This window comes from Allochromatium warmingii (genome assembly GCF_900107145.1).
In the GTDB taxonomy this organism is placed as follows: Bacteria; Pseudomonadota; Gammaproteobacteria; order Chromatiales; family Chromatiaceae; genus Thermochromatium; species Thermochromatium warmingii.
The window spans coordinates 52,817-69,278 of record NZ_FNOW01000011.1; the positions used below are offsets into that span (position 1 = coordinate 52,817).

The following is a 16,462-nucleotide window of genomic DNA, read 5'->3' on the forward strand; positions in this document are numbered from 1 at the left end:
ATGAGCCGTCACGGATTGTCTGCACTGGCAGCGCGTTATGTCCCGCGTCCGCTGTATTTTACGCTGGTCATGGTCACGACCATGTTCTGTCTATCGTTACTCTCAGCGGCGATTCAGGACGGCGGCGTGTCAGCCCTAGAACTGACCCTGTTGATTCTCTACACCATTTTGATGTTGTGGATCAGCGCCTCGTTCTGGACAGCGGCGATTGGGTTTTTGGTGCTGGCCAGCGCACCGCTGTGGCGGTCGCAGGTTGCGCCAGTCGCGTCGGTTGCGGAATCAGCGCCGCCAGCGGAGCCGTTCAAAACCGCATTAGTGATGCCCGTGTATAACGAAGATCCGGAGCGCGTGTTTGCCGGATTACGGGCGATGGCCGATGCACTGGCACAGATTGGGCAGCTTGATGGGTTTGAATTTTTTGTCCTGAGCGACACCCGCGAGCCGGATATCTGGATTCAGGAAGAATTGCATTGGCAGCGTTGGAGCGCCGAACTGGGCCAGCAGATTCCGCTGTTTTATCGCAATCGCGTCGAGAATACGGCGCGTAAAAGCGGCAATCTTGCTGACTTCTGCCGCGAATGGGGCGGGCGCTATCGCTACATGATCGTGCTCGATGCCGACAGCTTGATGAGCGGCGAAACCCTGGTCGAGATGGTGCGCCGCATGGAAGCCGATGCACGGCTGGCGCTGCTGCAAGTGCCGCCGGTGCCGGTCAATCGGGCGTCGTTTTTTGCGCGGATGCTGCAATTTGCCGGCAGTCTCTACGGGCGGTTGTTCGTCGCGGGCTTGGCATTCTGGCAGCAAAATACGGCGAATTTCTGGGGCCATAACGCGATTATTCGCGTGCGGCCGTTCGCCGATCATTGCGGTCTGCCGAAACTGCCCGGACGTGAACCCTTCGGCGGCGATATTCTCAGCCATGATTTCGTTGAGGCGGCGTTGCTGGCGCGGGCGGGCTGGAAAGTGCAGTTAGCACCGGATCTCGGCGGCAGTTATGAGGAAATTCCGCCGACGCTGATTGACTACGCCAAACGCGACCGGCGCTGGTGTCAGGGCAATTTGCAACATGCGCGGCTGATGATGGCGCATGGTTTTAAGCCCTTGAGTCGGCTGCATTTTGCGATGGGCGTGATGTCTTACGCCGCGTCGCCATTGTGGTTGCTGTTTTTGATTGCGACCGGCGTGGAAGCCTATTTCAACAGCCTGCATCAGCCAGTGTATTTTTTTGGCTATAACGTCGTCCCGATCTGGCCTGAGTCTTACGTGATCGAGATGACGACGGTACTCTGGGTCACGCTGACGCTGCTGTTTTTGCCCAAGCTGTTGGCGCTGCTGCTGCTGGCGCTCGACCGCGATGAGGCGCGACGTTTTGGCGGTTTGTTGCATGCCAGTCTCAGCGTGCTGCTGGAAAGTTTGCTCTCGGTGTTGCTGGCACCGGTGCTGATGCTGTTTCAAAGTAAATTCGTCGCGGCGATTTTATTGCGCACCAGTGTTGGTTGGCCGTCACAGCAACGCGGCGATCATCAAACCGGCTTTTGGGAAGCAGTGGGCGCTCATGGTTTTCAGACTCTGATTGGGGTCGGCGTCGGCTATGTGGCCTATGAGCAGGTGCCGGATTTCTTCTGGTGGTTTACGCCGGTGCTGGCTGGGCTGTTGCTGGCCATTCCGGTGTCGATTCTAACCAGCCGTACTGGGCTGGGCTTGGGTGCAAAACGGATTGGATTGTTTCTCACGCCCGCCGAGACTGAAGAACCGCCGGTTTTGCGACAGCTCGAAGGGCGGCTGGCGGCCGCCGAACCGCTCATGGCAACGCCGTCAAGTACGCACGCATTCTGGACGCAGGCGATGCTCAATCCAGGCGTGTATGCGCTCCATGATGCGCTCTTGCATGATGAACCGCAGACGCGCCGCCGTCGGCATATTCTCGAAGGCTTGGCGCTGCAACTACAGGATGAGGGCGAACGCTCGCTCAGTCTGCGCGAGCAGCGGGCGTTGTTGTCGTATCGTGAAGGGCTGCATCTGCTGCATACGCGGCTGTGGGCGAACCCGACGCTGGCGTTACCGCCGCTCCGTGTGAGCGAATAACCGCTTGATAAAACTGGGCGCTGGTTTTTGGCCAGCGCCTTTGGTCATGCGGATCAACCTGATAGAGACCAAACCGCTGGCTGTAGCCTTCAGCCCATTCAAAATTATCCAGCAGCGACCAGACATAATAGCCGCGTAAATCAACGCCTTGTTCTAAAGCCGTTGCTGCTGCTTGCAGATGCGTCCGCAGATAAGCCACGCGCTGCGGATCGTTAACCAAGCCCTGATGCGGCGCAGGATCTGCGAAGGCCGCGCCATTTTCCGTAATATAGAGCGGCGGATTGGCATAGCGGTCGCGCACCCAACACAGCGTTTCCGTCAGCCCTTTGGGATAAACCTCCCAGCCCATCGTCGTGAGTTCCGCATGCGTCGGCGTGATGCGCTGCGCCTTGAGCGGCGGCGCGTCTGGCGCGGCGCATACCAGCCCGCGTGAATAATAGTTGACGCCAATAAAATCCGGGCGGCTGTGAATGACCTTTAACGATTCAGCCGAATAATCTGGCCAGGCTAGACCAAAAATATCCGCTAATTCATCGGGATAGCGTCCGAGTAGCAGTGGATCTAAAAACCAGCGATTGATAAAGGCATCGCGGCGACGGCTGGCAGTCTGATCGGCGGGAGCGGATGAGGCCGGATGCTGGGGTTCAAGATTGACCGCTAACCCGATCTGATGCCGCCCGAGCGTCCGGTACGCGGCAACGGCTTCAGCGTGCGCCAGCAGCAGATGATGCGCGACTCGCGGCGGCTCAAATAAATCACGGTGACCGGGCGCAAGCTGACCGTCTAAATAGCCGGGCACAGTGACTACCCAGGGTTCATTGAGCGTGACCCACAGCGGCACGCGATCCGCGAGCGCCCGGAACAGGGTCGCGGCATAGTCAGCAAACCAGTGCGGGCTATCGGGGTTGAGCCAACCGCCGCGTTCGTGCAACGCGACGGGTAAATCCCAATGATAGAGCGTAAGCATCGGGCGAATGCCGTGCGCCAGCAGCGTATCGACGAGCCGTTCATAAAAATCGAGACCGCGCTGATTGATCGCGCCACGTCCTTCGGGGAGCACGCGCCCCCACGCCACACTAAAACGATAGGTGTTTAAGCCTAATTCAGCCATGAGCGCCACATCGTCGCGATAGCGATGATAATGATCGCAAGCGAGATCGCCGGTTTCAGCACGAGCGACGCGGCCCGGAGTATGCGCGAAACGGTGCCAGATGCTCGCTCCCGCGCCATCGGCGAGCGGATAGCCTTCGATTTGATAGGCTGAGGTGGCAGCGCCCCAGAGGAAATGCTTGGGGAAGGGGGTGGTCATAAATTAGCGGGCTGAAAGCATGAAGCCGTATTAGGCGTCAGCATTACGTTCCCAATAGCGTTCTGGATCGAGTTCGCGCCAACGGTTGACGATGGTGCAAAACAGGCGAGCGGTTTGTTCAGCATCGTAAATCGCTGAATGCGCCGCATCGTTCGACCAGCGCAACCCCGCTGCCCGCGACACCTTAGCGAGCACAGTTTGACCAAACATCAGCCCGCCCAATGTCACCGTATCGAATACGCTAAATTCATGGAACGGACAGCGTTTATAGCCAGTGCGCTCAACAGCGGCTTTAATAAAACCTAAATCAAAGTGTGCATTATGACCGACGAGGATCGCCCGATTGCAGCCGGTTGTTGCCACCGCTTTGCGAATCGGCGTAAGAATGCGGTCAAGCGCATCGCGTTCGGCCACCGCGTCGCGGAACGGATGCTCTGGGTCGATGCCATTGAACGCCAGCGCCCGTGGGTCGAGTTCCGCGCCGACGAAGGGCAACACATGACAGGCCAGCGGCGGCGCAGGTTCCAGCAGACCATCAGGGCGCTGCCGAATAATCACGGCAGCAATCTCCAGCAAAGCATGACGCTGGGCATCAAACCCGGCGGTCTCGACATCCACCACAACGGGGAGAAAGCCGCGAAAACGCCGTGCGATGGTGTTGAGGGTGAGTTCTGGTTCTTTCATTATGAGCAGGATACAGGGCGCAAGCCGGAATGGAACCATGTGTTACCAAACAAAAAACATGCGCGTTAACAGGTATGACTGGCTGATACGTCACAGCGCGATTGAACGCGATTCCGTCCTACTACTGTAAAGTGCTGATAGGCTTGGCCCTGACTGAGTTGATCGTGGGTACTCCAAGTCAGTTCGTGCCAGCCGAGGAGTTCGAGTGCCTGCACAATAAATCCAGGCGAGAACCGCCACCACACATCCCAAATACGGTTCGCCCGCGAGGGTGCAAACCAGCATAACGGCGCTTTCGGTGTCCGCATCAATGCTGGATGTGCTTGTTCGGTAATCACAATGGCCCCATCAGTCACAGCACTACAGGCGCGTAGTACGGCCATTGGATTCTGACAATGCAGCAGCACGCCTCCGAGAATTGTCACATCAAAGCGACCCATTGCCGTCGGCAAGCGATCTGCATGACCGGAATAGACTTGCACACGCGAGTCATAGTGCCGATGCGCAAACCAAAAACCGCGCTTAATCGCTTGCATGTGCGCGATGCGATCACAGTAAATCGCTTCAAGATCTAAATCCGGCTGCGGAACCATCTCCAGCGGTTCATCGTCTGGAACTTCTAGCGCCACAACCTCAGCACCGGCTTGTTCCATATAAAAGGTCAAAAATCCGCTCGCCGGGCCGACTTCCAGCACGCGCTGTCCAGCCAGTGATATATCGCCAAGATAGGCTTGAACACCAGGACGCAGATCGACATGCCCCTCAAAGAGGCCCGCGCTTGGAATCTCCATCGTGTGATAAAAGTGGCAGTTGTGTGGATCATCGACTAACCACGGAGCAACCGCTGTGACCTCGGCAGCGGTCAGCGTAGTGAATGCGGATTGCTGATTAGTCATCGTATCCAAAAGCCTGCAAGACATCGTGTAAGTGCGTTTGACAATGGGCTTGCAATGCCGAATCTAAGTGGGTGCGCCAGCGCCCGATTGACTGTGAGCGCGGATCGTCTACCGTGCGGTGATAAATCATCTGTGGCGTATCGTGCTCGGCAGCGGTGAGTATACGTGAAATCATTTCACGATCTGAATCCAGATGCAGTGCTTCCAATGTTGATGCAAGAGTGGCTTCCGGATGCTGCATCAGCGCTTCGTAACGAACCGTTACAGCTTCTGGTACGGCGGTACGCACAGCGAGCAACGACTGGGCAAAGCCAGCCATCAGTTCAACATATTCGAGATCATTTGTGACGCGATTATGACCAAATTCGCGGGTGCCACGTTTACGATTAAATGCCAAGACAGACGCAATAATGTCGCGGAAATCGCGCACGAGAAGCAGCACTTTACAGGTGCCATACAGATTGCGCATCCGCTCAATAATCGCCGGATCGCCGCCTGCCTTTTCGATGAAATGATCTGCTTCCGGTTTACCTGCTGTTTCTGCAAGCTGGGAATACACCCGATCCGAATCAGCAAGCGTTTGTATACATAAATTAGCGATTGCTGGGGCACCGAGATGCGCAAAGCTGTCAGCGTCGCCCCAGTAAAAATCTGCATGACGATCAAGTTGGCTCGCTTGCCGGAGCAGCGCATCGGCAAAATCGGCGAAATACTGACCGATCCGCGCTTCATACGGATAGCGATCACGCCGGATCACCTGCGGATGTTCGCCCAGCAGACGCATCAGCCATGTGGAACCAGAGCGCCCTAAACTGACGAGCAGCAGCGGTTGTAAACGGTTTCCTTCAGGAGCAAGACAGGCGCGGCGCGTGCCAGTGATCCGGCAAAGCGGCCATGCTTCGCCATCCGATTGCGTGACTGACACATCCAGAACAAAGGTCGGCGGTAAGTCCAGCATACTCACCGCCGCATTGATGTCGAGCGCCGAGCGTCCGCTGTTTAGGGTGCGGTGGCGCAGTGGCCAGGCTCCTAGTTCACGATCAGCCACGCGCATCAACACGCGATCAGCCTGAGGCGACAACGGGTGTTCGGTCTCTACTAGCGCCCGCACTAATATCGATGGGCCATCAATGGTGCGCTCTGGCCAGGGTGAGCCAATTTCAATCCGCGCCGGCAGCTTGCGGCTCCAAGTAATCTCAATCGCACCAATGTGTATCATCTGTGACAGGAGCGGTCATACCGTAGCGTTGTTATAGAGTGCGTGGTAAGCACGCGCACAGTGCGCCATTGATGGCGGCATTGGCAACTCAGCAGCAAGGCGTGATGTGAGTTCGGCATCCTGTGCGATCCGTTCAAGGGCATCCGCCCAAGCATCAATGTCCCCGACTGGCACATGCAATCCAGTGCGTTCGTGCTCAACGCGCTCGGCCATGCCGCCGATATTCGAGCAGAGTACCGGACGGCGATTGAGAAATGCTTCTTGAATCACCAGTGGATCGTTTTCCCACCAAATCGAGGGTACTGCAACCCAATCGACAGCCTGCATCAAGCGATGTACATCAGGTTGACTGTAAGCCCCGTGAACCCGCACCAGCGCCCCCAGATCGCTGCGTAACGCGGCTAACTCGTCTTTTAGCGCATCTGGCGCAAAACGATCACTGCCATGCACAACAACCCGTACCGGCAGCCCATGTGGGTCAGCGGAGCGATCCCGCAACCGTTGCAGCGCACGCAGCAGGACGGTTAATCCTTTGGCGGTATTCAAATGACCAAAAAAACCAATCACCAGCGGCGCTGATGCCGCACGATGACGCGGGCGTGGACGGTGAGCGTGCTCGGCGTCCGGATGACCGTTCGGGATGATAGCTAAACGCTCGGCGTTCAGTCCCCACTGAATGAAGCGGTTAGCTAAAAAATGACTCGGCGCGACAAATTGATCGATTTGCTCAAACGCTGTGCGCACCGCCAGCCAGCGTAGACGCTGGTTAATCAAGCCACTATCGGGTAAGCAATGCGCACAGCGTCCGGGACTCGCTTGTTGGCACAGTTCGCCATCCGTGCGCACCATGAGTCCGTCGTTCGAGCATATTGTGTAATAATCATGCAGGGTCATCACCAAACGTGCAGACGGCAGCAAACGACGCGCTAACAGGATGCTTTCCAGACCGAGCAGCAACACATGATGAAAATGGACAACATCCGGACGCACGGCTTCTAGTACCCGTCCAAGATCCTGTAAATAGCCAAAATCTGCCTGAGAGAGTGAGCGTGCCTCGAAGCGACCGCCGACGAGCACAAAATCACCAGATTCGCTTGGATCGGCGGCAATCGCCGTCCCCGGGTGCGGGCGACGATGTTGCGGTAACGCGGCACCGAGAAACTGACTCCGCGCCAATCCAGCACGTCGCTGTTCAGCAGCCAGCGTCCGGGCAAAAATCTCGGTTCCGCCAGCGTGAAACTCGGGGTGATTATGGGCTAAATGCAGAACCGTGCATGGCGAAGTTACAGGCGTATCGACCGAGTCAATCACGAGGCATCCCAGATAGCAGGGCGCTGGTTGGTGCAAAGCCGGACATGACATCCGCGATCTGCGTTCCAAAGCGGGTTGAATGCAGCCAGCCGTTGTACCAAGCGGCTAGAGTGCGCGTGTAATCGGTATTGCTGGATACTGAGCGGCGCTCGAAGTGATAGAGTGCTTCTGCTGCGTAGTAACCGCAAATTCCACCCTGAGCACGGATACGTAAACAAAAATCCGAATCCTCAAAATCGCCGACAACATAGTCTTCGGACAAACCGCCAAGCGTAGCGAACAGATCGCGCTGTACCATGAGACAGGCTCCGGTGACAGCAGGCACGGGGCGCGAAACTAGTGCGGCAGCATGATGACCTGGAAAACCCTTATAGTAATGATTGTTCGTCCACCACGGCATTAGCCCCTGCTCAAAAAACAGCCCCGCATGTTGTAACGCACCGTCTGCATAGAGCAAACGCGGCCCGGAGACGCCCGGGTTGATGGTGCGCCTGTGCCAAGCAAGCCAACGTCCGAGCCAACCACTGCGTGTCGGGACAACATCTGAGTTCAACAGTACCAGCGTTTGGCCGCGAGCAACGCTTGCACCCAGATTAGTTGCGCGGGCATAACCGCCGTTCGCGTTCAGCACGAGCAAGCGACAGGGAACAGCGAAGAGCCGATGTAACCCGTCCAGCATCGTGCGGACACGATGCGCATCCTCTGGTTTGTCGAGAACGTAGAGAATCTCCGTCATGTCGCGGTCAGGATCAAACGCCCAAGCTTGCATCTGCGCACGCAGAAAACCGTATTCTTGATACAGCGGGATAATCAGCGAAACCTGTGGATGCGCGGGCGTTTTCCCGATTGCTTCGTTCGTTTCAATGGTGACTTGTTGCGTCAGTGTGCGCTGGAGCGTTTGCAAAGCCGGATGCAAGGCCGTAGCGAGAACTGTTGGTGAACAGGCTTCTGGCGGCACAGCTTCCAGAATGGCGCGTCTAGCTTCACGCACCCCACCTTCAAATAGTGGCGACATCAGATCCGCGATCCGTCCATCTGGTAGCAGGCATTGACCGCGCACTTGCCGACACTGTGCCGCACCCTGATTGACGGGCAGATAGGCAACAAAACGCCGCGTTTGTCCGGTTGCCCCCAATGCAAGCGGCGTTAATGCCATCGCTTCACCAGTTGGCAGCATGACTGATAACGGTGCTTGGTTGAATGCGGCTGACATCTCGCCGGTCACTAGCAGACCGTGTTCACTCGGAATCGCGGCATCCAGTCGCATTCCATCCTGCGCTGAAAGCGTGATCGTTTGAACCGGCAGCGGACGCCAACGCTGCATCGCAGTTAGAATCCCTGCCCAGGGTTGCTCTAACGCATTCGCCCGTCGCAGCAAGGTGCCCAAGGCTTCACGTTGACGCACATGCAGAATAGCGGTATGGCGGTCGAGGGACTCCAAATGATCGCGGACAGATCCCACGACAGGCGCGTGTGCGCCGGTCAATTCCAGTTTTTCAACACGACCATCGGCAGCCGACAGAAGCAAAATCGAACGATTTGCGCCATCCTCGGCTAAAAGATAAGCGAACGTATCCTGACCAACACGTTCAAGCGGGCGCGATTCGAGCCGAGCCGGTGTTATCGCCTGCGGCCCAATCCAAACCGCATTGAGCCGTGGCCAGCTTCCGTGCAGTTCGAGATACAGTACATGCGTATTCAGTCGATCAACGCGCCGACAATGCAGTGATGGCAAGGCAGCGATCAGTGGTTGCCAAACAGCGAACGGGCTATCAATACGCAACGCTAGGAGCGCGTGGACAACGCTAGCCGCTAAATCATGACGCGACCGTTCTGGCCACTGAAGCCAGGGGAGTGCCGGAGCTTCGGGCAGTTGTACCAACAGGGGAGCTGATAAACCGGCTGATGACACTGCGATGACATCTGCGCGTTCCGCTCTAGCATCATTATCAAGCCGTGCGATTAAAAACGCTTCGCAGAGTCTATCGCCAACAGGCGCGTCAGCTCTTGGAGTAACAGGGCGAATCAGTGCGTTAGGCGGTGGATGATCAAGCAGAATTTGAAGCGTGTGCGCATCGAGTGCAACGATGGCGGCGCACCAAGCAGGATTGCCGAGATCCAGTCTCGAACTCATCCGTGCGTACTGAACCGACTGGGAGTGAGTGAGCATGAGTTGTCAATCTAACTGCGCACTCCCGCTGTTTTTTACAGCGGGAGCATACGCAGGTGTTTCAGTGATTAGGGCTGAATGTCGAACATATCTGCCGTCACATCAGCAGCCTTCACGCCAATCAAGGTGATGGTATTACCGTCGGACAGTGTTACCACTGCATGGCCGTTCGCATCTTCAGTGACGCCGGCAACGAGCGATTCGGCTGTCACATTCAGACCGATAGTCTGGATCGTGTCTTTTTCCAGATCCGTAGCCGATGTTTTGAAGTCAAAGTCACGGATGATGTCTTCATCGCTATTGGCGCGGAACACAAAGGTATCGCTGCCGGTGCCACCGGTGAGATCGTCATCACCAAGTCCACCATCCAGCGTGTCATTCCCGGCGCCGCCCTCCCAAATATCGACATCATTGGAAACACGACCTTCCGTTGCGCCATAAAACACCGCATGCTGCCCAGCGTTCAAACTGCCGTTGTTGACGGCATCCTCGACATCTTGCCAGCGGTCGAGATAGTTCTCAGCGTTGAAATCATCTGAAGGTGTACGGCCTTCAGCGGCTCCGTACTTCTGATAATGCTCAAATGCAGATTTGAAGATGCCAATTTGAACAGCAATATCAACGTCTCCATTGGCCGCGAGATAATCTGCGGCATTAAAGTAGGCGTTCGGATCACGCTGTTCTGCCGCGCCATACATCGCGAAGTGATGGTAACCGGATGCAAATACGCCATCTGCAACCGCTTGAGCAACATCCGTGTTCTCTTTGAGGTACAGCTCCTCATCCCACCACGATCGAATCAAATTACGATTTTCCGATGCACCAAACATCGCAAAATGCTGGTAACCGGATGCCAACAATCCGTTTTGTACCGCTTGGGCAACATCTGGGTTATTGTTCAAATAATCTGTTTCGTTCCACCACGTGGATACAGTTGAAACGCGATTCTCGGCGGCACCATATAACGCAAAATGTTGATAGCCAGAATTGAGGATACCAGCTTGGATAGCTTGAGCAACATCTGGATTGTTGTCCAAATAGTAGCCTTCATTCCACCATGACGACACCGTCGAGTCGCGATTTTCAGCGGCACCAAACAGAATATAATGCTGATAGCCAGAGACTAGAGCACCATTTTGAACGGCTTGAGCAACATCAGGGTTATTAGCGAGATAATCGGCCTCATCCCACCATTTTGCGGCTGCTGTACCATTGATGAGGGTCATTTGCGACATGGTCGGGTTTTGACCCGTGACGGCTGTAGCCGAGGTTACAGTATCATCGCCACCCCCAAAGACGCCTTGTGATCCAGCGCCGCCGGTTAGCAGCGAATCATCACCGTTACCGGTAAAGAATTGCGTTGGTTGTTGGTTTCCGGGCGGTGGTGTCTCTTGTTGTAGATTCGCTGAACCACTTCCGAGAATAATGAACTGTTCGACATTATTCGCAACAGTAAAATCTGATTCAGTGTCTGGTGGCAGGTCGGTGATGATAATATCGTATCCGTCACCACCCTCAGCTTGTCCAGTCTCACCTTGCGCAGGCGGTGGCAAAAGCGAGTAGCTGGTTTCACCAGGCTGTGAGTTCGTCGGCCCTTCGACGAAGTCAGCATCTTCTGGCATCTCGTTTAAAATTTGAATAAATTGCTGCGTGGCTTCGTTCCGATTTTCGACCGGAATCGATTCATAGCCTTCAAGGAGGTCGGATGCTACAGTCATGATAAGTTCCTGATATTGAAAAGATTTTGTTTCACTAAACACGACAGTGACATAAAGCGGTTATACCCATAAAAGTACAATTTACTTTATGCTGTTGTTGTCAATGTGCGTTTAGCACCACGAACAAACAAGAGTTTAGTATCAATCACAGCTCCCTGCAATCTGTGTCAAGACTGATACAACTACGGAAACACAGTTTAGCACAGCATAGCAGCAATCAAACGCGGCAAACACTGACGGCGTAGATCGTATTGATGGCGCACCTGCTCGCGGGCAGCAAGCCGAATTGGTCGCAGTGTTTCGGGCTGCGATAGCGCCTGATGCACGGTCGCAGCGAGCGCGGTAGCATCTCCAGCGCGGAACAACACTGCTGTGCGCCCGTGCGTCATCACATCGCGCACGGGTGCCGTGTCAGCAGCGACCAGTAGCGCACCGCTGGCCATCGCTTCCAGTGGCGACCACGAGAGTACGAACGGTAAGCTGGCATAGATGTGCGCGGCTGAAAGACGATAAATCGTGCGCAACGCTTGATGATTCAACCAGGGCAGATGATGAATACGTCGCGCTTCCGGTTGAGTTTGTAGAACACGCCACAGCCTAGCAAAGTGTGATTCACGTCCGGCATGAGATGGCCCATACAGCGGTTGATCACGTCCGACAATCAGCGCCTGCGCGTGCGGATGGGTGCGCAACACGCGGGGTAAGGCGTGCAGTACCGTATGCACGCCGCGTAATGGCTCCAGCGAACGGGCAACAAAGGTCACAATCGGATCACCAGCTTGTAACACGTCGCCATTAGGTAAGACAAAACTTGCCTCAGCGTCAGGCGTATACCAATCGGTATCAATCCCATCATGGATTACTCGCAAGCGGCGACGAATATCGGGTGGATGAAGATCACGCTGCCAGGGCGTCGGCGTGATCGCGACATCAGCTATTTCATGTGTCAGCCAGACGAGTGCATTACGAATTTGCGCCGACTCACGTTGTGCGCGTGTTTCGGGTGCATAACGCGGGTCGGAACCAATCAGATCGCCGGTTCCATAGTAATACTCCATGAAAACGACCAGACGGGCATCGGGAAACACGCGCTTGATAAATAGCCCTTCACCAAAACCACCATGCGCACAGACGACTTCGGGAACAAAGCCGCTGGCTTTTAGATGTAGCGCCAGATCGCGTACTGCATCAGCCCGCTGCACGGATGTGTTGAAATTCTGGGCATAGCGATGGCATCCGCTACCGTGTGGTGCAATCTGATAGGCGTAGGTTTCAATGCCAGATAGCGTCTCAGTAATTGGCTGCGCGGCGTCATGCAGAAAGATCTGCCGGACTCCGCCCAACGCTGCAAAATGCTGGATCAGGTGGCGATATTGCCCAGGAAAGCCCGGTTCGAGATAGAGGATGGATTTTGGCTTAGCGGGCAAAGCCATACTGCCAAGCTATGAATGCAACTGAGGCCAGTTGTACCAACACCAGCAGCACACCGATCACGGTGAAATGCTTGAGTCGATGGTTCGACGACCGATCTTGTTCAGCCAGATAGCGTTCCATAAATGTCTGAATCGTGTGACCCGCCACGCCATATTCGAGATCAGCAACGCGCTGCTCGATCCGTCCCAATGTTTTATTGGCGTTATCGGCCGAATCCTGCATAGTGCTCAACGCCCGATGCGCCAACCGTTCGAGAGCGGGCAGACGCGATTTACTATGCGCCTTCAATTCGCGCACGGCATCACGAATCAAATTCGTCTGTGTAGTCACCGCATCTTGAGCGCCACCGGCACCGAGCGGCGGGCGTAGCGCCACCGCTGTACCGAGAAAAAACGCCCGCACGCGCTCTGGATCTAGCTCCAACCCTTCGGGAGCCGTGAACGTGAAGGCGTGGTGACCATCGCGGATACCGGCCTGTTCTAAATCGGCGCGATACTGATTGGCCTCCACGGTTCCGAATAACTCGCCATCTTGGATGATCTCCAAAACCGGTCGCTCGGCGACGCCTTCGATCAGCGCCCAACCGCTGACTTGGTGTGACTCGACGCGATCCAGCTTACCGCGATAGCGCAGATGAGCTGGTACCGTCTCAGAATGCAAACGCTCGCTCATTGATTAAACTGGTTAAATTGATACATCGGTAATGGTTGAGGTTGACCAACTGGACGCATAATAACTGGTGGCGCATTAGGCGGCGGGTTCGATGCTGTAGCGGTAGGAGCTGGAGACGATTGCATCGGCAATTCTGGTAATTGATTAAATTGGTTCGTTGTCACAGCTTGGGCAACTGGACGAACAGCAGTAGGCGCAGTGGGTGGCGGATTCGAGGCCGCCGGAGTTGGGGTGGAAGCTGGCGCAAACTGCGTTGGTAATCTTGGTAATTGATTAGATTGGTTCGTCGGCGCGGCTTGAGCAACTGGACGAACAGCAGCAGGCGCAGTGGGCGGCGGGTTCGAGGCTGCCGGAGTTGGGGCGGACGCAGGGGCTGGCGCAGACTGCGTCGGCGATCCTGTTCCGAGGATAATCGGCAGCAATGCACGATACATGTCTGTCATCCACGCACGCACGGCAACAACGGTGCGTGCAACTGCTAAATCTGAGACGCCATCAACTTGGAACTCACCCGGTTTAAGGTTAGCCATTTGATCTAACCGAAAGCCACGCGCATTCAAGCAGGCATAGGCTTCGGCGCGCAGTACCGGAAAAGTACGCATCGCAATGCGTGGCTGGCGCAGCAGCGTCAAAATCTCTTCTATTTCGGGCGTACCGCGCAGCATCTCAACATCACCATCGCGGTCAAGGCGCATCAAGACTAACTGCGCACGCGGCAGATCGGCGGTCACATCTTTAATAATGCGCAATGCACCGCGTGCTGCTTCAACATCAGCGGTAAAAGGAATCAGCACCGTTGGCTCTAGTGTTGGCAGAAGCATGGTCAGCCCTGAAGCACGTAGCCATTGGTGAAATCCCGTCCACGCCTGCGCCCCCAAGTCAACCACAAGATCGCGCTCATCACTCAGCGGCTGCATGAGCGGATCCCAAAAGCGCAGTGCCAACATCGGATCCCGCTGGAGGTCAAGCAACGGCGGACTCATCGGCGAGGTTTGCACCGCATTCGCACCGAACCAGCGGCATTGCTTCGGATGCTGATCGTACTCAAAGATCGCCGGATCACGCTTTGCGGCACGCAAGGCAATAATCAGATACTGGGCCAGCAGTGACTTGCCAGTGCCGCCCTTGTCGTTGGCAACGAAGAATTTTTGCATGGATTGATAACAGCTCAATTATTCAATAACGTCGGTTAAACTGCGAATCTATCCGTAGAAACGCAGATACATTACACCATGATAGCCGTTGGCGCGGCTGTGGCCAAGCCGTAAACTTCTTGCTACCATCTGCCCCTCAAACACAGGTCAGAAACACGCAACACGCCAATTGTGCTTACCTTGCCAAACCAGCAACCAACCATCATGCGTCGTGATACGTTTCCACGATTAGATGATATTAAACAGACAATTTGGCTAACACGTCCCGATTTACGCCAGCAATTTGCAGACAATCCCGCACGGTTTGACTGGTGGTTGCTATTGAATGGCGCAACTGAATATCGCGCACTTGCTGAGATTGAAGTCATCATCGATGCCGCCTTGCTCACACAACCAGCTCCCGAAGCGTTTGCCGATTTGCACCCATCGCTTACCCGTTTCATGCGCGTGGTATGGGCGATGCGCCCAGATCTCCAGCCCGTTTTTGACATTCGACAGCGGAGTGGGCAGGCCGGATTTATTCATTGGTATTTTCAACACGGCTTACGGGAACTCCAGCTTGATCGCTTTTTAACCGAGGAGCAGCGCCAGTGGTGGAATAGCGTTCAGCGCGTCCCCATTTCGACGCGCACTAAACCACGCAAACATCGTGCTCCGCCTGATTTACCATTCGGCGTCAATCTGATTGGCTATGCAAAAGGGCAGCTTGGCATTGGTGAAGATGTGCGCATGGCGGCTTTGGCGCTGCAAGCAGCGGGCATTCCATTTTCGATCTACAATGTCGAACCCGGATGCGAAGTGTGTCAAAACGATGAAAGTGCCGTAAATCATATTTCATCCGATCTTCCTTACGCGATTAATCTTTTTTGCACCACTGGCATTGAGATGGCGCGTCTGGCCGCAGTTGAAGGTTCAAAGTTATTTGATGGACGGCGCTCTATTGGTCACTGGCCCTGGGAATTACCTGAGTGGCCAGCGAATTGGCACCATGCTTATGGTTTAGTTGATGAACTCTGGGCAGCCAGTCGCTTTACCTATGATGCCTATGTGCGTTCATGTCCAAAACCAGTTCATCATATGCCGATGGCGGTCACAGTAGATCCAACTGCTCAATTAACACGCCGTAATTTTGGCCTACCTGAACAGCCTTTTTTATTCGTGTTCGCCTTTGATGGGCTATCCAGTTTAATACGCAAAAATCCACTCGCCTGTGTCCAAGCTTTTCGTACTGCATTCCCGCGTGGCGATGAACCAGTCGGTTTAGTCATTAAAGTCATGCGTACCCCAGAGCATGATCCGCAATGGCACATGATCCTAGAGGCCGCTCGCGCTGATCGACGTCTGTTTATTCTCAGTGGCACACTACAGCGAGCTGAATTACTGGATCTCTATCGCGTATGTGATAGCTTTATTTCGCTGCACCGTAGCGAAGGATTTGGACGCGGATTGGCTGAAGCAATGCTATTAGGTAAGCCTGTGATTGCCACAGGTTATTCCGGCAATTTGGATTTCACTATTCTCGGTAGCGCAGCCTTAGTTGACTATCAGCTACGCCCCGTTGCTGAAGGTGAATATCCTTTTGCTGAAGGCTTAGTCTGGGCTGAACCAGATACGCATCACGCTGCATGGTGGATGCGGCGTTTCGTATTTAATGCGTCAATCCGCACGCGGTTAGCAGTGCTTGGGCAACAACTTGCGCAGGCAAGTTATTCACCAGAGCATGTCGGTGCATTCTATTTGTCACGATTACAGCATTCGCAGTGAATGCTGATATCGTAAGCCGTCTAATTTCAGCATTTTTGGAATTTTT

At 55.0% G+C, this 16,462-nt stretch carries 12 protein-coding genes; 2 read left to right on the top strand and 10 right to left on the bottom strand.

The window, feature by feature from the left end:
- A complete protein-coding gene (gene mdoH / locus BLW10_RS05195) occupies positions 1-2,085 on the top strand; it encodes a glucans biosynthesis glucosyltransferase MdoH (protein WP_091332788.1) in 2,085 nt (694 codons plus the stop codon).
- Here the strand turns inward: mdoH and BLW10_RS05200 are convergent.
- The 10 genes from BLW10_RS05200 to BLW10_RS05245 form a co-directional block, all read right to left on the bottom strand.
- On the bottom strand, positions 1,970-3,394 hold the full coding sequence (locus BLW10_RS05200; protein WP_143117013.1) for a GH1 family beta-glucosidase: 1,425 nt from the start codon (positions 3,392-3,394) through the stop codon (positions 1,970-1,972). The genes mdoH and BLW10_RS05200 overlap by 116 nt on opposite strands.
- 30 nt (positions 3,395-3,424) lie before the next feature.
- Entirely contained in the window at positions 3,425-4,078 is a 654-nt protein-coding gene (gene rnt, locus BLW10_RS05205) for a ribonuclease T (RefSeq protein ID WP_091332790.1), read from the bottom strand.
- Between the two features lie 65 nt (positions 4,079-4,143).
- Positions 4,144-4,974: a class I SAM-dependent methyltransferase gene (locus BLW10_RS05210; RefSeq protein ID WP_091332791.1), complete on the bottom strand. Its 831-nt coding sequence runs from the start codon at positions 4,972-4,974 to the stop codon at positions 4,144-4,146.
- Positions 4,967-6,193: a sulfotransferase family protein gene (locus BLW10_RS05215; RefSeq protein ID WP_091332793.1), complete on the bottom strand. Its 1,227-nt coding sequence runs from the start codon at positions 6,191-6,193 to the stop codon at positions 4,967-4,969. The genes BLW10_RS05210 and BLW10_RS05215 overlap by 8 nt, the downstream gene beginning before the upstream one ends.
- A 15-nt stretch (positions 6,194-6,208) precedes the next feature.
- Positions 6,209-7,504, bottom strand: coding sequence for a glycosyltransferase family 4 protein (locus tag BLW10_RS05220; RefSeq protein WP_177168990.1), 1,296 nt, complete (start codon positions 7,502-7,504; stop codon positions 6,209-6,211).
- Positions 7,497-9,638 (bottom strand): glycosyltransferase family 2 protein, encoded by a 2,142-nt coding sequence (locus BLW10_RS05225; RefSeq protein WP_177168991.1) that lies wholly within the window; start codon positions 9,636-9,638, stop codon positions 7,497-7,499. The genes BLW10_RS05220 and BLW10_RS05225 overlap by 8 nt, the downstream gene beginning before the upstream one ends.
- A 104-nt stretch (positions 9,639-9,742) precedes the next feature.
- Entirely contained in the window at positions 9,743-11,392 is a 1,650-nt protein-coding gene (locus tag BLW10_RS05230; protein ID WP_143117015.1) for a hypothetical protein, read from the bottom strand.
- Between the two features lie 197 nt (positions 11,393-11,589).
- Entirely contained in the window at positions 11,590-12,825 is a 1,236-nt protein-coding gene (locus tag BLW10_RS05235; protein ID WP_091332799.1) for a glycosyltransferase, read from the bottom strand.
- Positions 12,809-13,498, bottom strand: coding sequence for a hypothetical protein (locus tag BLW10_RS05240; protein ID WP_091332800.1), 690 nt, complete (start codon positions 13,496-13,498; stop codon positions 12,809-12,811). Before BLW10_RS05240 ends, BLW10_RS05235 begins: the two co-directional genes overlap by 17 nt.
- Positions 13,495-14,652, bottom strand: a complete 1,158-nt coding sequence (locus tag BLW10_RS05245; protein ID WP_091332802.1) for a P-loop NTPase family protein — start codon at positions 14,650-14,652, stop codon at positions 13,495-13,497. Before BLW10_RS05245 ends, BLW10_RS05240 begins: the two co-directional genes overlap by 4 nt.
- A gap of 204 nt (positions 14,653-14,856) precedes the next feature.
- Here BLW10_RS05245 and BLW10_RS05250 point away from each other — a divergent pair, with 204 nt between their 5' ends.
- Positions 14,857-16,416, top strand: a complete 1,560-nt coding sequence (locus tag BLW10_RS05250; RefSeq protein ID WP_091332803.1) for a glycosyltransferase — start codon at positions 14,857-14,859, stop codon at positions 16,414-16,416.
- Positions 16,417-16,462: the final 46 nt, after the last annotated feature.